General features: G+C 67.8%; 18 protein-coding genes and 1 tRNA gene. 5 read left to right on the forward strand and 14 right to left on the reverse strand.

All coding sequences use genetic code 11. The annotated features are described in order from the left end of the window. Positions 1-3: 3 nt before the first annotated feature. The 3 genes from ACU4E7_RS08235 to ACU4E7_RS08245 all read left to right on the forward strand — a co-directional run bounded on the left by ACU4E7_RS08235 (position 4) and on the right by ACU4E7_RS08245 (position 2,298). Positions 4-849, forward strand: a complete 846-nt coding sequence (locus ACU4E7_RS08235; RefSeq protein ID WP_238122223.1) for an IclR family transcriptional regulator domain-containing protein — start codon at positions 4-6, stop codon at positions 847-849. 10 nt (positions 850-859) lie between these two features. Beyond that, entirely contained in the window at positions 860-1,480 is a 621-nt protein-coding gene (locus ACU4E7_RS08240) for a glutathione S-transferase (protein ID WP_447021218.1), read from the forward strand. Positions 1,481-1,563: 83 nt separating this feature from the next. After that, positions 1,564-2,298 (forward strand): SDR family NAD(P)-dependent oxidoreductase, encoded by a 735-nt coding sequence (locus ACU4E7_RS08245; protein ID WP_447021219.1) that lies wholly within the window; start codon positions 1,564-1,566, stop codon positions 2,296-2,298. A gap of 142 nt (positions 2,299-2,440) precedes the next feature. Here ACU4E7_RS08245 and ACU4E7_RS08250 read toward each other — a convergent pair. The 14 genes from ACU4E7_RS08250 to ACU4E7_RS08315 form a co-directional block, all read right to left on the reverse strand. After that, positions 2,441-2,527 (reverse strand) — tRNA-Leu (locus tag ACU4E7_RS08250). A gap of 112 nt (positions 2,528-2,639) precedes the next feature. Beyond that, entirely contained in the window at positions 2,640-3,797 is a 1,158-nt protein-coding gene (locus ACU4E7_RS08255) for an HlyD family secretion protein (protein WP_238122220.1), read from the reverse strand. Further along, positions 3,794-4,135, reverse strand: coding sequence for a DUF3302 domain-containing protein (locus ACU4E7_RS08260; protein WP_238122219.1), 342 nt, complete (start codon positions 4,133-4,135; stop codon positions 3,794-3,796). The genes ACU4E7_RS08255 and ACU4E7_RS08260 overlap by 4 nt, the downstream gene beginning before the upstream one ends. A 353-nt stretch (positions 4,136-4,488) precedes the next feature. Further along, positions 4,489-5,346, reverse strand: coding sequence for a TetR/AcrR family transcriptional regulator (locus ACU4E7_RS08265; protein ID WP_447021220.1), 858 nt, complete (start codon positions 5,344-5,346; stop codon positions 4,489-4,491). Between the two features lie 72 nt (positions 5,347-5,418). Next, entirely contained in the window at positions 5,419-6,048 is a 630-nt protein-coding gene (locus ACU4E7_RS08270; RefSeq protein ID WP_447021221.1) for an isochorismatase family protein, read from the reverse strand. After that, positions 6,045-7,103: a 2,5-dihydroxypyridine 5,6-dioxygenase gene (locus tag ACU4E7_RS08275; RefSeq protein ID WP_238122216.1), complete on the reverse strand. Its 1,059-nt coding sequence runs from the start codon at positions 7,101-7,103 to the stop codon at positions 6,045-6,047. Before ACU4E7_RS08275 ends, ACU4E7_RS08270 begins: the two co-directional genes overlap by 4 nt. A 34-nt stretch (positions 7,104-7,137) precedes the next feature. Continuing rightward, on the reverse strand, positions 7,138-7,944 hold the full coding sequence (locus ACU4E7_RS08280) for an alpha/beta fold hydrolase (protein WP_238122215.1): 807 nt from the start codon (positions 7,942-7,944) through the stop codon (positions 7,138-7,140). Between the two features lie 10 nt (positions 7,945-7,954). Further along, entirely contained in the window at positions 7,955-8,710 is a 756-nt protein-coding gene (locus tag ACU4E7_RS08285; RefSeq protein WP_273546264.1) for a maleate cis-trans isomerase family protein, read from the reverse strand. An 18-nt stretch (positions 8,711-8,728) separates the two neighbouring features. Further along, a complete protein-coding gene (locus tag ACU4E7_RS08290; RefSeq protein WP_238122214.1) occupies positions 8,729-9,955 on the reverse strand; it encodes an FAD-dependent monooxygenase in 1,227 nt (408 codons plus the stop codon). Between the two features lie 91 nt (positions 9,956-10,046). Beyond that, positions 10,047-10,751 carry an ABC transporter ATP-binding protein gene (locus tag ACU4E7_RS08295; RefSeq protein WP_447021605.1) on the reverse strand — a complete coding sequence of 235 codons (705 nt, stop codon included), beginning with the start codon at positions 10,749-10,751 and terminating at the stop codon, positions 10,047-10,049. Between the two features lie 23 nt (positions 10,752-10,774). Beyond that, positions 10,775-11,569 (reverse strand): ABC transporter ATP-binding protein, encoded by a 795-nt coding sequence (locus ACU4E7_RS08300; RefSeq protein ID WP_447021222.1) that lies wholly within the window; start codon positions 11,567-11,569, stop codon positions 10,775-10,777. 2 nt (positions 11,570-11,571) lie between these two features. Then, the gene (locus ACU4E7_RS08305; RefSeq protein ID WP_447021223.1) at positions 11,572-12,531 is read right to left on the reverse strand and encodes a branched-chain amino acid ABC transporter permease; all 960 of its coding nucleotides are present in this window, start codon (positions 12,529-12,531) and stop codon (positions 11,572-11,574) included. Positions 12,532-12,534: 3 nt separating this feature from the next. Beyond that, positions 12,535-13,407 (reverse strand): branched-chain amino acid ABC transporter permease, encoded by an 873-nt coding sequence (locus tag ACU4E7_RS08310; protein WP_447021224.1) that lies wholly within the window; start codon positions 13,405-13,407, stop codon positions 12,535-12,537. A gap of 70 nt (positions 13,408-13,477) precedes the next feature. Beyond that, positions 13,478-14,623 carry an ABC transporter substrate-binding protein gene (locus ACU4E7_RS08315; protein ID WP_447021225.1) on the reverse strand — a complete coding sequence of 382 codons (1,146 nt, stop codon included), beginning with the start codon at positions 14,621-14,623 and terminating at the stop codon, positions 13,478-13,480. A gap of 697 nt (positions 14,624-15,320) precedes the next feature. Between ACU4E7_RS08315 and ACU4E7_RS08320 the strand changes: the two genes are divergently transcribed. Both ACU4E7_RS08320 and ACU4E7_RS08325 read left to right on the forward strand, forming a co-directional pair. Next, positions 15,321-16,304 (forward strand): TAXI family TRAP transporter solute-binding subunit, encoded by a 984-nt coding sequence (locus tag ACU4E7_RS08320; protein ID WP_238122208.1) that lies wholly within the window; start codon positions 15,321-15,323, stop codon positions 16,302-16,304. 91 nt (positions 16,305-16,395) lie between these two features. After that, entirely contained in the window at positions 16,396-18,321 is a 1,926-nt protein-coding gene (locus tag ACU4E7_RS08325; RefSeq protein ID WP_447021226.1) for a TRAP transporter permease, read from the forward strand. Positions 18,322-18,387: the final 66 nt, after the last annotated feature.

The following is an 18,387-nucleotide window of genomic DNA, read 5'->3' on the forward strand; positions in this document are numbered from 1 at the left end:
TGCATGGCTACGACCAACCCCGTGAATGCGCTGATGCGCGGTCTTCTCGTCCTGGAGGCCGTGAACGCCTATGGCCCGGCTGGCCTCTCGCAGGTTCAGCACCACACAGGCATTCCCAAGGCCACCGTGCTGCGGCTGTTGGAGAGCCTGCGGCAGGCGGGCTATCTCACCTTCGATGCCGACAGCCGCACCTATCAGGTGGGCCTGCGGGCGCTGGCGCTGTCGAACAACGTCTCCTCCGACGACAACCTGCTGCAGATCGCCCGGCCGATCATGGCGCGGCTGCGGGAGAAGATGGGCTGGCCCTCCGACCTCGCCGTGTTCCAGCACGACAAGATGGTGATCGTCGACACCAACCGGCAGCCGGGCATTCTCTCCAGCAACCGCTCCATCGGCTCGCGGGTGCCCATGCTGGCCTCGGCCACCGGGCGCGCCTATCTGGCGGCGGTGCCGGAGGCCGAGCAGCAGCGCATCCTGCTGCATCTCAAGGACGCGACCGACCCGTTCGAAAAACTCGCCCGCGATCCGGCGGCGGTGCAGCGTATCCTCACCGAGACCGCGCGGCGCGGCTATGCGCTGTCCGACCAGGAATTCCTGAAGACCAATCGCGGTGCGGCCGTGGCGGTGATGCGCGGGGCGCAGGTGGTGTGCGTCATCAACCTCATCGCGGTCGCCGCCCTCGCCACCCTGGCGGATGTGGAACAGCGCTACGTGCCCATGCTGTTCGAGGCGAAGGCGGAGCTCGAGCAGAAGCTGGCGGGAGCGCTTTCCTCGCCCTTTGCCGACGCCCGCGCCCCGGGTGCCGCCATGGCGCTCCACCCCCGACGCCCGCGCAAGCCCCCCACCTGAGGCCTCGGCCATGAAGCTCCTGCATTCCACCGCCTCCCCCTTCGTGCGCAAGGTGATGGTTCTTGCCCATGAAACCGGGCTCGCGGATCAGCTGACCCTGGTGCCCTGCGTGGTGAGCCCGGTGGCGCGCGACGGCCGGGTGGTGCCGCACAATCCCAGCGGCCACATTCCGGCACTGATCCTCGACGATGGCGAGGCGCTCTACGACAGCGTCGTCATCTGCCAGTATCTCGATACCCTGCACCAGGACCGACCCCTGCATCCGCCGGCCGGCCTGCCACGGGCCCGCACGCTGTGCCTGCAGGCGCTGGCCGATGGCATCATGGATGCCGCCGTGCTGATCCGCTTCGAGACCGCGCTGCGGCCGGCGGAGCTGCGCTGGCCGGCCTGGATCGAAGGGCAGGGCGCCAAGATCGTCTCCAGCCTCGATGCCCTGCAGGCCATCTGGCGGAGCCATCTCGATGGCCCCCTCGACATGGGGGTGATCGCGGTGGCCTGTGCGCTCGGCTATCTCGATTTCCGGCTTACGCCGCAGGCCTGGCGCCCGCAGGCTCCCGAGCTGGCGCGCTGGTACGATGCCTTCGCCAGGCGCCCCTCCATGGTGGCGACCGTGCTCAAGCCGGTCGCCTGAAGGCCCCCGAGACCCGTCGGCCGGCGCTGCGGCCGGCGCACGGTGACACACATCAGAACAAGACACGCCCCTGGGAGGAGCGCATGAGCATGACGTTTGGCGAGAGCGTGGTTTTCATCACCGGCGGTGGCGCCGGCATTGGCAAGGCGACGGCGGAGCTGTTCCTGGCCGAAGGAGCGCGGGTGGCGGTGTTCGATCTCGACCCCACCTCGGCTCCGGCCGGCTGCGAGTCCCACCAGGGCAGCGTCACCGATGCGGCGGCGGTGGCGGCGGCGGTGGATGCGGTGGCGGCCCGGCACGGGCGCATCGACATCCTGGTCAACAATGCCGGCGTGTCCTTCCTCGGCACCGTGGAGGATGGCACGCTCGACGACTGGACGCGGGTCCTCGACATCAATCTCGTGAGCGTGGCGCGGGTGTCGCGGGCCGCCTTGCCGCATCTGCGCCGCTCCACCCATGGGGCCATCGTCAACATCGCCTCGTGCCTGGCGGACACGGGTCTGGCCCGCCGCGCCCTCTATTCGGCCACCAAGGGCGGCGTCGAGGCCCTGTCGCGGGCCATGGCGGCGGATCTGGTGGGCGAGGGCATCCGGGTGAACTGCGTCAATCCCGGCACGGTGGACACCGCCTTCGTGCAGGGCCTGGCCGCCCAGGTGGGGCGCGACACCCGTGAGTTCGCGGCGCGGCAGGTCACCGGCTACATGGTCTCGCCGCAGGAGGTCGCCCACGCGGTGGCCTATCTGGCCCGCCCGGGGGCGCGCTCCACGGTGGGGTCGGTGCTGACGGTGGAGGCCGGCTTCGGCAGCATCCGCAACTGAGGATGCGACGCGCCTTGTGCGGCTGGGCGTCGCCTGGCGACGACAGCCGCCACCCCGTGCCGAGAAGGGGCCAGCGCGGCACGGTTCAGGCGAAGCACGGTTAGGGCGAAGCACGATTTACGCGGGAACGACCAAGATCGTGTGGTGCGGGCGGTCGGACTCGAACCGACATATCCGTGAGGACGGCGGATTTTGAGTCCGCTGCGTCTACCAGTTCCGCCACGCCCGCGCCAACGCGGAAGCCGTTCAGCTGCGCGGGGGGAGCAATGCCACAGAGCGCGCCCTCTCGTCCAGCCCTTTGAGGACGCAGATGGCGCCGGGGTGCGGACCCCGGCGCGGGCCTAGATGTTGAGCGGATAGAGCCAGGCCAGCCAGGTGCGCGAACGGATGGCGATCTTGCGCAGCGCCGCCCAGGAGCCGCTCTGCCCATTGACGTAGATGGCGGCGGCCCCCTGCGCGCCGATGGGGAAGCGCTCCGGGTCGGTGCCATCCACCAGGATCTTCACGCCATACTGGCCCTGGGGCACGTCCGGATTGGCCGGCTCGAACCGCGGGATCTCCGCATTGGGAAGGTACTGGCCCTGGCCATTGGCCTTCCAGATCGTCTCCACCCGGCCGGTGAAAATCTGCCCCGGGTAGAGATTGAAGGCGAGCTCCACCCCCTGCCCCGGCTTCACGAACTTGAGGTTCTCCTGGAAATAGGTCGCGAGGACATAGCGCTCCTGCTCGACGATGAGGGCGGCGATGGCGCCCACGCGCAGGATGCCCGCCACCATGCCGGGGCGCACCTGGAGATTGATGATGCGGCCGTCCTCGGGGGCGCGCAGGGTGGTGTTGTCGAGATAATAGCGCGCCTGCCGCAGTTCGGCCTCCAGCGCCGCCACCGTGGTGTTCACGCCGTCGATGGTGGAATCGTATTTCAAACGCGCCACGTCCGCTTCCGCCCGGGCGGCGGCGAAGTCGGCGGCGTCCTTCTTTTCTGCGTCGCGCCAACGGATGGCGTCGTCCTCGCGGGCGGCGCCCTGCTGGGCCAGCACGTCGAAGGTCTGTTTCTGGTGCTGGGAATAGGACAGCGAGGCCTCGGCCTGTTGCGCCCTGGCCTCGGCGGCGGCGATGTCCGCCTGCAGCACCTTCACATTCTGTCGCGCGGCAGCCAGCTGCGCCTCGAGCTGTTGGACTTTCGCCGCGTAGATGGTGGTGTCGAAGCGGAACAGCGGATCGCCCTTCTTCACCTGCGTGTTGTCCTTCACCAGCACCTCGGTGACGAGGGTGGGCTCGGGCAGGCGCGGGATGAGCTGGATGGTGTGCTGAACCACCGTCGCATTGGTCGAATAGGGCGTGACGAAGCGCAGGCCGATGACGAAGATCAGCAAGAGGTGGAGCACCACCATGCTGAAGGCGAACACCCAGCCGGGGGTCATCCGCAGCAGCTTCAGCTTGAGGAAGACCAGCCAGAAGACGAAGCAGGCAAGGGCGCAGATCAGGATGCCGATCATCATGGTGCGTCAGTCCCCTCCGGCTCGGACGAGGGCGGTGCTTTGCCCTTGAGGCGGCTGATCATGGCATCGGTTTCACGCTTCACGTCCTTCGGCAGGTAGCGCAGGTCCACCACCGCCGTGGGCTTGAAGGCCCAGATCAAGGCCTGAATCCAGGGCACGACGGCCAGGAAGCCGACCCAGCCCATGGCATAGACCGCGTCCGCCTCCGGGTGGTGCCGGGCAATGGCGATCCGCCCCGGCAGGCCGAGAATGAAGATGAGCGCGCCCAGGAATGAGATGCCGATGAAGAACAGCACCGCGAATGTCAGATAGTCCCAGAAATCGAGGGTGAACCCCATGGCGGTTCCTTTCGGGGGGCTTTCGCCGGGGTGGGGCGCGAGCGCGAGGGTGCGCCGCGGCCGAGGGGCCGGCGCGGACGATGGGATTCGTGGCGGGAGGGGGCGGGGCGTGGAAACCGGCAGGGCACCGTCAGCGCCGCATGACGATCCGGCAGGCGGATCGGGGTGCCACCGCCATCAGCTGGTCGAGGGCGCCGCGGCGGCGCGCCCGAGCATCATGTGGGGGCCATTGTGGTGACCATCGCCCATCCTCTCCTGAAGTGGCTGAAACGGAGCCGCCAGCATGCCTTCAGGAAACGACCCGCGCTTTTCATTTTGCGTCGACCGCGCGCCGCGCGTCAGGTCGCGCGGTGTCAGCTCTTGGGCTTGGAGGGGGCACGCCGGCGGGCGGGGGGCTGCGCCGGCAAGCTCGCCGGGGGCGCCAGCATGCCGCCGGTGATGAAGGTGGTGATGGCGTTCAGGATCTCGTCCGGGTTCCCCGGATCGCAGATGCCGGGCGCCAGCTCCTCCATCCGGTGGGTGTCGGAGAAGGTGTAGAGATAGGCTCCCACCATGAAGGTGACGCGCCAGTAGATGTCCTTGCGCGGCAGCTCCGGCAGGGCGGCGCTGAGGGCGTCGGCGAACAGGTGGGTCGAGCGATCATAGGCGCTGGAGCGCAGCTCGTAGGAGATTTCCGGCGGCTCGGTGTGGAGGCGGGCGTGGAGCCGCATGAAGACGCGGCCGCCGGGAGAATTGCGCATGGTGAGCGCCGGCTGCAGGAAGGCGCCGAGAATATCGCGCACCTCCGGCTTCGCGCCGCCGGCCATCAGAGCATCGAGCCGCCGCTCGCGGTCGGCGGCGATCTCCACGGCGCGGCGCAGGAACGCTTCCTTGAACAGCCCCTTCTTGGAGCCGAAATAGTAATTGATGAGGGCCTGCGTCACCTGGGCCTTCTCCGCCACCGTGCGCAGGCTGGTGCCCGAATAGCCCTGGTTGGCGAATTCCATTTCCGCCGCGTCGAGAATGTCGTCGCGGATGCGGCTGACACCCTCGGGACGGCCGGGGCCGGAGCGTTTTTTCTTCGGTGTGGGCGCCGCCTTGTTCCTCGGTGTCGGCTCGGCTGCGTTCTTCAACGCCGCCGCGGCCTTGGGCGCCGGTGCGGCCTTGGGCGCCGGCGCGGCCTTGGGCGACCCGCTGCGGCCGCGGCCCGGTGCTGCACGTCCTTCGGTCATGGTCTGTCCTTCATCGGCGCCCTGCCGCCCGCGGGCTGGCGGCAGGGTTCGGATTACCATTCCCGATCCGGCTTACAAAGCCAGCACGCGCGAGGCCGGCACCACATCGGCATATTTCTGGGCCATGTCGAACAGATTGGCCGCGTGGGGGCCGAGCGCCCGGTCGCCCACGCAATCCTCCAGCACCACCGGCCGGAAGCCGAACGACATGGCATCCACCACCGAGGCGCGGACGCAGCCGCTGGTGGTGCAGCCCGCCACCAGCAGGGTGGCGACGCCGCGCTGGGTGAGCCACGGCGCCAGGGCGGTGCCGAAGAAGGCGGAGGGCACAGTCTTGCGCACCACCAGTTCACCCGTGCGGGGGGCAAGCTCCGGCACGATGGCGCTCGCCGCGTCGTCTTCCTTGAGGGTGAGCATGCCGGGCACCTTCAGGCAGAACACGTTGGTGTCGGCATCGTCGTCCTGGAACACGATGCGGCTGTGGGCCACCGGCCAGCCGGCGGCCCGGGCTTTCGCCAGCACCTCCCGGGTGCGGGCGATGGCGCCGGGGATGTTGCCGCCGCCGAAGGCCGCCGGGTCGGCGAAGCCGTTGACGAAATCGACGATCAGGAGGCCGATCCGCCCCTCAATGCCCAGCGCCCGGCCGAAGCCCTGGCGGGCATAGACGGCGCCGTCCGCGCCGCTCTCCGGAGCCGTGCTCATGCCGGCTCATCCGTGGCTGGCGCCGTGGGTAGCAGCACGCCGTCGCGCACCACCTCGTGCTCATCCACCCGCACCGTGCAGTGGCGCATGGGAATGTCGATGTGGCAGGCGGTGGTGCGGCTGCCGCCGGCCTCGTTGTTGGGGCCCATGGAGAACAGGAAATTGCCGGCGAAGGCGCGGGCGTCCATACCCAGGGTCTGCTCGCGGTCGTAGAGGCCGAGGGTGGACCAGCGGGCCCGGTTCTGCAGCCCCCAGCCGATGTGGGAGATGGCGTAGGCCTCCTTGTCCTCGAAGGCGGCCATGTAGTCATTGAGCAGGTCGGCGTCGATGCCGCCGGTGATGGAGGTCACGTAGCCCTTCTCCACGATCATCTCGATGGGGGTGGAGAGATAGGACTTCATCGGCAGCAGAATGTCACCCACCTGCAGCACCACCCGGCCATGGGCCTCGCCGTCATTGGGGAAGGTGAAGCTGAAGCCGCTCGGCCAGTGGTCCCAACGGCCGGGGGCGTCCACATAGCCATATTCCTCCACCACCGGGAACTGGCCGAGGGGCAGGTGGAGATCGGTGCCGGCCTTCGAGGTCACGTGCATTTCGCGACCGCCGGAGAGGAGCGCGGCGGCGGCCGCGCACTTCGCCTTGTCGGCGGCATCGGGCAGCAGCCGCACCAGCACCTCGGGCGGCTCCACCGCCAGCAGGATCTTGGTGCCACTCTCCAGGATCTCCTGCTGCTCGGGGGAGAACAGCAGGGTCATGAGATCCAGCACCATGTCGCTCTGCTTCAGGGCGGCGATGGCGGCGGCGTTGCCGGTGAGCGGCGTGGTGCCGAGATAGGCGAGGCTGTCGCGGCTGTGGGCCAGCTGCGCATTCACCGGCTCCAGCTCCAGCCGGTTGACGACGGCGCCGAGATTGCCGGCGGCGATCTTGGCGGTGCGCAGGGTCTGCGGGTGGCTGTGCTCGGTGGTGAGGAGGGTCACCGTCTGCTGCGGTTCGAGCTTGGAAAGGGTCAGCACATGGGTCCAGGCGCGGACCATATCGGCATCGCTTACGGGCATGGGAGGTCCTTTGAGGTTCGGCGCGGGGAACGGATCACAGCTGCACGCCGAGGAAGCCGCCGAGGGCGGCATGGAAGCCGGCCTCGTCGTCCCACGGGATCATGTGGCCGGCGTCCGCCACCCGGCGAATGTCGATGGCGGGGCAAAGGGTGCGGATCTCATCCTCGTCGGCGGGGGTGATGACGCCGGCGCGGCCCGCCACCATCAGCAGGGTGGGGCAGGCGAGGGCCGGAAAATCCGCATGGATGTCGTCATTCTGGAAGTCGGCGAAGGCGGTGCGCACCGCGCCTTCGTGGCAGGTGTGGAGCCATTCGGCGCGCAGGCCCAGCTGCTCCTCGCTCCAGCTGGGGCAGAAGGCGCGCATGGCCGCGCCATCGCAGCCGGCGGCGGCGAGGCGGATCGAATCCACATACCAGGCGAGATTGGCCGGGTAGGGCCGCCGGCCGGGGCCCGACACCGGCGGATCCACCAGCGCCAGCTGCGCCGCCCCGGCACCGTGGCGGGCCTGGGCTCGCAGGGCGATGCGCGCGCCCATGGAATGGCCGGCGAGCACGTAGTTGCGCAGGCCCAGCGCCTCGGCCAAGGCCGCGGCGTCGGCGGCCATGGCATCGAGCCCATAGTCGAGGGCATCGCCGCTCTCGGAGAGGCCGCGCCCGCGGATGTCCACCACATAGGTGTCGAACACGCGGCCGAGGCGCTCGCCGACGAAGGCCCAGGTGATGGCAGGGCTGGTGATGCCCGGCAGCAGCAGCAGCGGCCGGCCGCGTCCGCCGAAGCGCAGCACGTGCTGGCGGATGCCGTTGGCGCGGACGTTGGCGCCATGGAGGAAGGTGCGGGTCATGGCGCGGTCCTCAGTAGGCGCCGGAGAGCAGGGCGCCGGCGCCGGGCACGAAGGTCTTGAGATCCAGCGCCTTGAGCATGGCATAGGTGGTGGCCGCCGCGGCCGTCACCACCGGCTTGCCGGTGCGCGCCTCCACCTCGGCGATGGCCCGCAGTGAGGGCATCTGCACGCAGGCGGAGAGCACGATGGCATCGGCATCGCCATAATCCATCTGCGCGACGATGCCCGGCAGCCGGGCCGGATCATGGCGCCCCACCTCGATATTGTCGGGGATCTCCAGGGCCCGGAAATCCTGCACCTCGATGCCTTCATGGGCGATGTAGTCCACCACCATCTGCGCCAGCGGGCGCATGTAGGGGGCCACCACCACGATCTTCTTGGCGCCGATGGCAGGCAACGCCTCCACCAGCGCGCCGGCGCTGGTGATGACCGGGGCCGGCGCGCCGTTCTCCACGGTGCGGCCGTGCAGCCGCTGCTGGGAGATGCGGTGATAGGACTTGCCCATGCTCATGATGGCCACCAGGCAGGCATAGCCCAGCACATCCACCCGCGCGTCGGAGAGCTCCAGGGCGCAGCGGTCGGATTCGCCGTCCATGGCGGCGAGCTCCTCTTTCTTCACCGTCTTCATGCGCATGCGGCTGGAATGGAAGGTGAAGCGGGTGCCGTGGGTGCGCGCGTGCGCCTCCAGCATGGCGGGGATCTCGGTCTCCATGGTGGTGTTGGAGCTCGGCACGATCTGCCCGATGCGATAAATCTTGTCCGTCATGGTCTCGTCTCGCTGAAATCAGGCCACGAGGCGCGGCTGCGCCCCATCGCGCGCCGCCTCGAACTTGCGGGCGTCGTATGCGTAGACCCAGTTGGCCTGGATGCCGGTGGCCTGCGGATTGAGCAGGCCGCGCAGCCAGTAGATGAAATCCCGCTTGGCCTGGGCCATGGGCGAGGGCAGGTGATAGGTGCGGCCGCGCTCGCGCGCCTCCAGCTGCACCCGGCTGGTGCGGGGCAGCCGCTCGGCCTCATAGGCGCTGAGGGCGCCGGCCACGTCCGCGCCGTGGTGGGCGAGGGCGGCGGCCAGCACATAGGCATCCTCGATGGCCATGGCCGCGCCCTGGGAGAGGAACGGCAGCATGGGGTGGGCGGCATCACCCAGCAGCGTCACCCGCCCCTTGGACCAGGAGGTCATGGGGTCGCGATCGAACAGGCCCCATTTGAAGACCTCGGTGACCTGGCTGAACAGCTTTTCCACCTTGGGGTGCCAGCCGCGGAAGCTGCCCATCAGCTCGGCCTGGCTCGAAGGGGCGTTCCAGGATTCCTCCACCCAGGCGGCGGTTTCCGCCACCGCGACGATGTTCACCGCCTTGCCGCCACGCACGTAGTAAGTGACGAGGTGGCTCTTCGGGCCCATCCAGAAAGAGGCGTCGGGGCTCACATAGTCCACCAGCCCCTCCACCGGAACCAGGGCGCGGTAGCACATGTGGCCGGTGAAGCGCGGCGCTTCCGGGCCGAACAGGGTGTTGCGCACGGCGGAGCGCACGCCATCGGCGCCGACGATGAGATCAGCCTCGAAGCTGGAGCCGTCGGCGAAGGTGGCGGTGGCGCTGTCCTTGCCCTGGACGACGCCGGTGCAGGCGGCGCCGAAGGTGGTCACGCGCTCGGGCACCAAGGCGGCGAAGATGGCGTGCATGTCGGCGCGGTGGATGTGGATGAAGGGCGCGTCGTAGATCGCCGGGCACACCGCCTTGAGGGGGGTGCGGAAGCTCTCCCGACCGGAGCGCCAGTTGCGGCCGACGATGGCCTCGGGCAGGAAGCCCACCGCCAGCATCTTGTCGAGCTGGCCGAGGGCCTTGACCACCTTCACCGCGTTGGGGGTCATCTGGATGCCGGCGCCCACCTCGCCGAACGCCTCGGCGCGCTCGAACAGGCGCACCTCGAACCCGCGGGCGATGAGGTTGGCGGCCAGCGCGACGCCGCCGATGCCGCCGCCGACAATGCCGATGGTCTTCGGTCGTTTCACTTCGCTCTCCTGTCGTGCCAATGCCGGCTCTGCGGCATTAATTGTGTGATTATTTAATTTGCGGGGCAGGGGTGGTGCGATCCGCCGGCGCTCAGCCGCCGAGATAGGCGCGCAGCAGTTCCGGATCGGACCTGAGGGCGGCGGCGGGGCGGGCGGCGCGGGTGCGCCCGGTCTCCACCACATAGGCGCGGGAGGCCACGTCCAAGGCGTTGTAGATGTTCTGCTCCACCAGCAGCACGGTGACCCCGTGGCCGTTGATGGCGCGCACCACGTCGAACACCTCGTCGGCCATCTTGGGGCTCAGGCCGAGGCTCGGCTCGTCCAGCATCAGCAGGCGGGGTTCGGACATCAGCGCGCGGGCGATGGCCAGCATCTGCTGCTCGCCGCCGGAGAGGGTGCCGGCCAATTGCCGGGCCCGCTCCCGCAGGCGCGGAAAGCGATGATAGGCCATGCCGATGCGCTGTTCCCGCTCGGCCCGCGAGCGGCACAGGAAGGCGCCGAGATTGAGGTTTTCCTCCACCGTCATGGCCGGCCACACGTGCCGTTCCTCAGGGCAATGGGCGATGCCGGCGGCCACCACTTTGTCGGGTGGTAGGTTGGCGATATCGCGCCCCTCGAAGCGGATGGCGCCGGAGCGCAGCTTCAGCAGGCCGGAAATGGCCCGCAGCGTGGTGCTCTTGCCGGCGCCGTTGGCGCCGATGAGCGCCACCGTCTCGCCCTTGTGCACCTCGAAGGAGATGCCGTGCAGCGCCGCGGTGCTGCCATAGGCCACGTGGATCTGCTCGACGGCGAGCACCGGCGGCTGGGTCGCTGTCTGGCTCATGCGGCGGCCTTTCCGAGATAGGCTTCCTGCACCTCGCGGTTGGCGCGCACCTCTTCCGGCCGGCCTTCCGCCAGCTTCTGCCCGAAGTTGAGCACCACCACCCGGTCGCAGGTGTTCATGACGAGGCTCATGTTGTGTTCCACCAGCAGCAAGGCGGTCACGGCGCGGCCCACCAGCTGCTTCAGTGTTTCGCCGAACAGATGGGCCTCGTGGCTGTTGAGGCCGGCGGCGGGCTCGTCCAGCAGCAGCGCCTCGGGCTTGGCGGCGAGGGCCACCGCCACTTCCAGAAGCCGCAGCTCGCCGCAGGAGAGCAGGTGGGCCGGGGCATCGGCGCGGTGGCTGAGGCCCAGGGTTTCCACGATCTGCGCGGTGCTCTCGGCAATGCGCGCCTCGCTGGCGCGGGTGCGGGCGCCCGGCAGGAAGGTGCCGAGCAGGGATTGGCGGCCCTGCATGTAGTGGCCGGTGCGCACGTTCTCGAACACGGTCAGTTTCTTCATCACGCTGGTCTTCTGAAACGAGCGCACGAGGCCGAGCCGGGCGATCTCGAACGGCCGGCGGCGGGTGATGTCGGCGCCCTTGAACCGCACCGTGCCGGCGCTGGCCGGGCAGAACCCGGTGATCATGTTGAAACAGGTGGTCTTGCCGGCGCCGTTGGGGCCGATGAGGCCGACGATCTCCCCCGGCATGAGGCGGAAGGAAAAATCGCGCACGGCGGTGAGGCCACCGAACACCATGGTGAGGTTGTCGGCCTCCAGCAGCGGGGTCGCGGTGGTGGGACGGGTTTGGGACATGATCACAGCACCCCTCGGTCGGCGGAGACGGGACGGGCCGGCGCATGGGGCCGCAGGCGTTTGAGCTTCGGCGCGAGGCTGATGATGCCATTGGGCAGGAACAGCACCACCGCCATGACGATCAGGCCGAACAGGGTGAGCCGCAGTTCCTGCATGTCGCGCAGGTATTCCTCAAGCAACGTGACGATGGCAGCGCCAATGATCGGGCCAATCAACGTGCCCTTTCCGCCGATCAGCACCATGATGATCATGCTGGCCATGAAGCTGAACTGGAAGATGTCCGGCCCGACGAAGGTGATGTAGTGGGCATAGAAGCCGCCGGCGAGCCCGGCGAGGCCCGCCCCCAGCACGAAGGCCAGCATGGCCGAGCCGAACGGGTTGATGCCGATGGACTGGGCCACGAAGCGGCTTTCCCGCACCGCCACGGCGCCGCGCCCGGCATTGGAATGGACGAAGCGGTAGCACAGATAGAGGGTGACGGCGGCCACCGCGAGCACCGCGTAGAAGAACAGGCGCTTGTCCTGGAGAAAGCCCTGCGGGATGCCGGCAAGACCCATCGGCCCGTTGGTCACCGCGATCCAGTTGTTGGCGATGAGCCGCAGCACCTCGGCAAAAGACAGGGTGACGATGACGAAATACGGGCCCTTGAGGCGCAGGGTGATGGCGCCGATGAAGCCGCCGGCCACCGCCGCCAGGGCCCCGGCCGCCGGGATGGTGGCCCAGACCGGCCAGCCGGCCTTCTGCGCCAGCAGCGCCGCGGCATAGGCGCCGACCCCGAGGAAGGCGGTATGGCCGAGGGAGAACTCGCCCACATAGCCGACGATGAGGTTCAGGCTGGAGGCCAGCACCACATAGAACAGCACCAGGATGGCGATGTGCAGCACATAAGGATCATGCACCGCCAGCGGGAACAGCGCCGCCGCCGCCAGCAGGGTCAAGAGGATACGGGAATCGGACGGCATGGCTCAGGCCCTCTCGCTGGAGCTGGAGAACAGGCCCTGGGGCCGGAACAGCAGGATGAGGATGACGAGCACGAAGCCGATCACGTCCACCATGCCGGTGGCCACGTAGCCGCCCCACAGGGACTCGGCGACGCCCAGCAGCAGCCCGCCCACCACGGCGCCGGGAAACGAGCCCATGCCGCCGAGGATGACCACCACGAAGCTCTTCAGGCTGACCAGGCCGCCGACGCTGGCCTGGGCCGAATAGATGGAGGCGAGCAGCATGCCCGAGAGGGCGGCGAGCGTGCAGCCGAGCGCGAAGGTGGCGGCATGGACGCGGGCGACGCGGATGCCGGAGAGGCTCGCCGCCATGGGATCCTGGAAGGTGGCGCGCATGGCCTGGCCGAGGCGGGTGTGACGGATGAGGGCGTGGGTGGCGATCATCAGCGCGATGCCCACCGCCACCGCCATCAGCCGCAGCTTGGTGACGATGATGGGGCCGATGAAAAGGGCGCCCTCCGGCACCGCGCCAGCCACCTTCAGCGGCGCCGGGCCGACCACCAGCAAGGTGACGTTGGCGAGGAAGATGGACAGGCCGATGGTGAAGAGAATGCCGGGCTCCTCGCCCTCCCCGCGCAGCCGCTCGATAAGGAAGCGATCGATGAGGAGGCCGAAGGTGGCCATGACGGCGGCCACCAGCGCAACGGAGACAAAGAAGTTCAGGCCGAGATGGGTGGTGAAGAACCAGCCCAGAACGCCGCCGAGCATGTACATCTCGCCATGGGCGAAGTTGACCACACGCATGAGGCCGAAGATGAGCGTGAGCCCGAGGGCGGAGAGCGCATAGAAGGCGCCGTTGATCAGCCCGTTGGTGAGGAACTGAAGAAACAGATCCATGGGTCTTTCCAAGAAGGGGGCGCGTCGCCGGTGGTTGGGGGCCGGCGGCCGGGAGCCGCCGGCGCACGCATCAGTGGGGCGCATCCACCGGCGCGGTGGCGATGACCTTGGGGCTCTTGTCCTCGATCTTCACCAGCGCGGTCTCGAAGCCGTAGGCCTGGCCCTTGTCGGTGAACTTGTAGGTGCCGTTGGGGGCGGCATAGTCGGTCTGCTTGAGGCCGGCGAGGATGGCCGGGGCCTCGGTGCTGCCGGCGCGGGCGATGGCGGCGGCCATGATGTTCACGGCGTTGTAGCCGGCGGCGCCATACTTGCCGGGCTTGGTCCCATATTGCGCCTCATAGGCCTTCACGAACGCCGTATTGCGGGGCGTCTCAAGGGTGGAGACATAGGGCACCGCCGCATAAAGCCCCTCGGCGGCCTCGCCGGCGAGGTTGATGAAATCGGCGGTGGCCCAGGAGCCGACGCCGAACACCTTGGCGGACAGGCCGAGTTCCTTGATCTGTTTCACCAGGATCGAACCATCCTGGGTCTCGGCGGCCACCACGATGCCATCGGGACGGGTGGCGCGGATCTTCGTGAGCAGCGTGTAGAAATCTGTGGCACCGTGGTCGAAATACTCGGTGGCCACGGTCTTCACCCCGAGTGCGGTGAGATCGCGATCGAATTCGGCCACCGCACCGCGGCCCCAATCGTCATTGACGGCGATATAGGCGACGGTTTTCAGCTTCAGGCTGTTGGCCAGAATGCTCGAAAATGCCGTAGCCAGCAGGGCGTCAGTCTCGGCGGCGCGGTAGAAATAGGAGTTGTTCTGTTCGGTCAGGTCCGCCTTGGACGACACGCCGGTCAGAAGCGGCACCTGATATTTCTGCGCCACGGGCATGATGGCGGCGGTGGCGGAGCTGCAGAAGGCGCCAATGAGGGCGACCACCTTGTCCCGCTGCACCAGCTTTTCGACGGCGTTGACGGAGTTGGCCGGCTTGCACTGGCCGTCCTCGATGACAAGGCGCACGGGCTTGCCGAGCACGCCGCCGGCGGCGTTGATGTCGGCAAGGGCGAGCTTGGCGCCGTCCACCACCGATTTGCCATTGTAGGCCACAGAGCCGGTGAGCGGCTGGATGAGGCCGATGCGGATCTCATCCTCGGCGACGGCTGGACTGGCGACGACGGCAGGGCTGGCGGCGAGCGCGAGCAGAAGCCCGTAGGAGGCAGCTTTCATGCGAAGTTCCCCGGCATCCCGAGGCGGAAGGGCCTCGGGCAGTTGCGATTGTTCCAGAAGGCGGTCGTATTAATTTATTAATCGACCAATTAATTTATGGATCATAGGAACGCTTTCGCGGCTGTGTCAATCCGACGCCGAGCCCTTGCTGCAGATTTTGATGCGCATCAATGCGCCGCCTCGCGCCCCTCTCCTGGGCGGCGAGGCCGGGTGGGTCGCCTGCGGTCGCTCGTTGTCGCAATTTCGTGCAGCCGCTGCCCATAATTTGCCCCGTCCCGCGTGTCGCGAGGCCGGCTGCGGCGAGCGTGCGCACGTGGGCTCCGCTGGGTTGCCAAGGCCGCCGGGGGATGCAGGGCGTGGGCTAGGCGTGTCGGCAGGCCGGGATTTGTTGGAAGGGGCGGCGGGTTTGCCGGCGCGCGTGCCCGAATGTCGGGCGCAAGCGGTGTCTGTTCCGGCGCTCGTTTTGGGTGTTCTCAAGATCATCTGCAATCGTTTGTGGCGTGGTCAAAACTTGACCAGCTGCTGCGTTGACACCTTGGAATGATTATGTCCTAATTCTTCATCATTTGCGCACAAACAATAAATCCAGAGTGCGGTGTTGACGATTGGGCGGTGATGTCTGTTGTTGCGGTGCGGTGAGACTTGTGCGCCGCATCGAGACCTCAGATGAGCCGTTCCAGCACTGGAAGGGGACAGCATGACGAAATCCATGATCCGCAAGGCCGCCTTGGCCGTTCTGGCCGGTGGCATGGTCGCCACGGCCGCCTTCGCCGCCGAGCCGCTCAAGATCACGCTGGCGGGCGGCTCCGTCGGCGGCGCCTGGAGCGCCATGGGCGCCGCCATCGGCGAAACCATCCGCATGGGCGCGCCGGATTCCTCCTTCACCTATGAGCCCGGCGTGGATGCTGCCAACGTGCAGCTGGTGCAGTCTGGCCGGGTGCAGCTCGGCATCGCCCACGCGCAGATGGCCTTGCGTGGAATCAAGGGCTTGGCGCCGTTCAAGGCGGCGACGCCCGACATCCGCGCGGTGGCGTTGCTGGATCCCCTGGCGGCGGTGCAGATCGTGGTGAAGGCCGATGGGCCGATCCAGAGTCTGGCAGATATTCGTGAGAAGAAAATCCCCGTTCGCATTGCCTTCAATCAACGCGGCACCACCATGGCGGTGATCGGTGAGGAGGTTTTCAAGTCGTCCGGCATTTCTCTGAAGGATATCACTGACTGGGGTGGCCGGATCGAATATGTGTCCTTCAATGCCGGGCTTGATATGCTCAAGAACGGGCAGGTGGATCTGGTGCTGAACATGCTGGCCTTCCCATCGGGTCAGGTGAATGCCATCTCCCGCGATCTGCCGATCCGCCTGCTGCCGGTGCCGGCCGATGCGGTCAAGAAGCTGGTGGATGCAGAAGGCGTGAAGCCGGTGACGATCCCGGCCACCACCTACGGTTTCGAGGATAAGCCGGTGGAGACGGTGACGGCTTCGGTGGTGCTGCTGGCCTCCTCGAAGATGCCCGACGCCGAAGTGGCCGCGGTCACCGCCGCCATGATCAAGAACTATGATTACCTGAAGAAGGCCTATGTGACCTTCGGCAAGATGGAGCCCTCGCAGCTGCCCGACGTGGCCCCGCTCTCGCTGCATCCCGGCGCGGCGCAGGCCTATCGCGAGGCCGGCCTCCTGAAGTGAGGTCGGCGGGCGGCGACGCCCGATCGTTCCAGCAGTGTGGCGGGAGGCGCGTGCGCGTGTCCCCCGCCGCCAGGCGGATCTGAGGGATATCATGAGCTTGGTTCAGCTGATCGGTCCGGGCAAGTCGCGTGCCTTGGGCCGCGTCGAGACGGTCTTCGTTTACGCGCTGTGCACGGCGGTGGCCGCACTGTTCGTGGCGATTGCCTTCGGCTGGTACGTCAACCAGATGATCGGCCTTTACATCTTCCTCGGCGCGATCTTGTCGGTGGCCTTCCTCACCACCACGGGCAACCCGCAGCGGCCGCGCACCCGCACCGTCTTTTCCACGGTGGCGGCGATCCTCTCGCTGCTGATCTGCGGCTATTTCATCTGGATGCACCCGGTCTACGAGCAGCGCATCCCGATGATCGACGAATTGACGCCGCTCGATCAGGTGGCGGCCATCACGCTGATCCTTCTCGTTCTCGAGGCCACCCGCCGGTGCATCGGCTTTACTTTGGTGGCGGTGGTTCTGGTCTTTCTGAGCTATGCGGCATTCGGTTCCCATCTTGAGGGGGCGTTCTCCCATCGCGGGATGAGCCTGGAAGAAACCCTCACGCAGCTCGTCTTCACTCCGAACGGCATCTTCGGATCGGCGTTGGAAGTGGCGGCGTTTCTGGTGTTCGTCTTCGTCGCCTTCGGCGCCCTGCTCGACCGCGCCGGCGGCGGTGACTTCTTCTTCGACGTGGCCAACAGCCTGGTGGGGCGCCAGGTGGGCGGACCGGCCAAGGTGGCGGTGGTCTCCTCCGGCCTCTACGGCTCCATCTCCGGCTCGCCCACCTCCGATGTGGTGACCACCGGATCGTTCACCATTCCGCTGATGATCCGCACCGGCCTCACCCGCAACTACGCGGCCGCGGTGGAAGCCACTGCGTCCACCGGCGGCGCCCTGCTGCCGCCCGTCATGGGGTCGGCGGCGTTCCTGATGTCGGATTTCACCGGCATCTCCTATGGCACCATCGCACTGGCGGCCATCTTCCCCGCCTTCCTCTATTATCTCGCCATCTACCTGGCCGTGGATTTCCGCTCGCGCCTCGAAGGGGCCGTGCTGAGCGAGGCCGGCAGCACCGTGCCGCGGGTGCTCGAGGTGCTGAAGGGGGGCTGGTATTATCTCATCCCCGTGGGCCTGCTGGTCTATTGCGTGCTGATGTTGAACCGACCGGCGCTGTCGGGTGCGTTGGCCTTCGCCGCCCTGGTGCCGATCCTGATCTGGCGCAACCGCCGGCAGCCGGTGAAGGCGGTGACCGGGTTCGGCGATGCCCTGAACGAGGCCATGCGGCGCATGACCGGCATTGGCGTCGCCTGCGCGGTGGCGGGCCTGGTGGTGGGCACCCTGGCGGTGACCGACCTCACCGGCAAGATTTCCTCGGCGCTGTTCGCCCTGGCCGCCGGCAACTACCTTCTGACCCTTCTGATCGCCACCGTGGTGACCATCGTCCTCGGCATGGGCATGCCCACCCCGGCGGTCTATACCCTGGCGGCGGTGCTGGCGGCGCCGGCGCTGCTGGCCCTCGATGTGCCGCTGCTGCCGGCGCACCTGTTCATCGTCTACTTCGCCTCCATGTCGGCCATCACGCCACCGGTGGCGGTGGCGGCCTTCGCCGCGGCCTCCATTGCCGACACGGACCCCATCCGGGTCGGCTTCCTGTGCTGCCGCCTGGCCCTGGTGGCCTTCGTCATCCCGTTCGTGTTCATCACCGATCCGAGCCTGCTGCTGATGGGCTCGCCGGGGGCGATCGCGGTGGGCATGCTGAGCCCCCTCGCCGGCGTCATCGCCCTGGTGGCGGCGCTGGAGGGGTATCTGACGCGGCCGATCGCCAGGGGCATGCGGTTGGGGCTGGGCCTCGCCGGCGCCGCCCTCATCACCACCAATCTCGTGGCCATCGGCCTCGGCGCGGTGCTGCTGGTGGGACTGCTGGTGCTGCACTTCCTCGGTCGCGACGGAACGGTGGTGGCCGCCCGGTCACACGCCCGCTAGGAAGAACGGTCAAGATCCACTTCTAATGGAAGTGGTGCGGGAAATTAGTTTGTATACATATGAGTT

It is taken from the genome of Xanthobacter sp. ZOL 2024 (genome assembly GCF_052932325.1).

What these genes read in the sequence shown, in the direction of transcription:
- ACU4E7_RS08235 (WP_238122223.1), top strand. Translation starts at nt 4, where the DNA reads ATGGCTACGACCAACCCCGTGAATGCGCTGATGCGCGGTCTTCTCGTC.
- ACU4E7_RS08240 (WP_447021218.1), top strand. Translation starts at nt 860, where the DNA reads ATGAAGCTCCTGCATTCCACCGCCTCCCCCTTCGTGCGCAAGGTGATG.
- ACU4E7_RS08245 (WP_447021219.1), top strand. Translation starts at nt 1,564, where the DNA reads ATGAGCATGACGTTTGGCGAGAGCGTGGTTTTCATCACCGGCGGTGGC.
- ACU4E7_RS08255 (WP_238122220.1), bottom strand. Translation starts at nt 3,797, where the DNA reads ATGATGATCGGCATCCTGATCTGCGCCCTTGCCTGCTTCGTCTTCTGG.
- ACU4E7_RS08260 (WP_238122219.1), bottom strand. Translation starts at nt 4,135, where the DNA reads ATGGGGTTCACCCTCGATTTCTGGGACTATCTGACATTCGCGGTGCTG.
- ACU4E7_RS08265 (WP_447021220.1), bottom strand. Translation starts at nt 5,346, where the DNA reads ATGACCGAAGGACGTGCAGCACCGGGCCGCGGCCGCAGCGGGTCGCCC.
- ACU4E7_RS08270 (WP_447021221.1), bottom strand. Translation starts at nt 6,048, where the DNA reads ATGAGCACGGCTCCGGAGAGCGGCGCGGACGGCGCCGTCTATGCCCGC.
- ACU4E7_RS08275 (WP_238122216.1), bottom strand. Translation starts at nt 7,103, where the DNA reads ATGCCCGTAAGCGATGCCGATATGGTCCGCGCCTGGACCCATGTGCTG.
- ACU4E7_RS08280 (WP_238122215.1), bottom strand. Translation starts at nt 7,944, where the DNA reads ATGACCCGCACCTTCCTCCATGGCGCCAACGTCCGCGCCAACGGCATC.
- ACU4E7_RS08285 (WP_273546264.1), bottom strand. Translation starts at nt 8,710, where the DNA reads ATGACGGACAAGATTTATCGCATCGGGCAGATCGTGCCGAGCTCCAAC.
- ACU4E7_RS08300 (WP_447021222.1), bottom strand. Translation starts at nt 11,569, where the DNA reads ATGTCCCAAACCCGTCCCACCACCGCGACCCCGCTGCTGGAGGCCGAC.
- ACU4E7_RS08305 (WP_447021223.1), bottom strand. Translation starts at nt 12,531, where the DNA reads ATGCCGTCCGATTCCCGTATCCTCTTGACCCTGCTGGCGGCGGCGGCG.
- ACU4E7_RS08310 (WP_447021224.1), bottom strand. Translation starts at nt 13,407, where the DNA reads ATGGATCTGTTTCTTCAGTTCCTCACCAACGGGCTGATCAACGGCGCC.
- ACU4E7_RS08315 (WP_447021225.1), bottom strand. Translation starts at nt 14,623, where the DNA reads ATGAAAGCTGCCTCCTACGGGCTTCTGCTCGCGCTCGCCGCCAGCCCT.
- ACU4E7_RS08320 (WP_238122208.1), top strand. Translation starts at nt 15,321, where the DNA reads ATGACGAAATCCATGATCCGCAAGGCCGCCTTGGCCGTTCTGGCCGGT.
- ACU4E7_RS08325 (WP_447021226.1), top strand. Translation starts at nt 16,396, where the DNA reads ATGAGCTTGGTTCAGCTGATCGGTCCGGGCAAGTCGCGTGCCTTGGGC.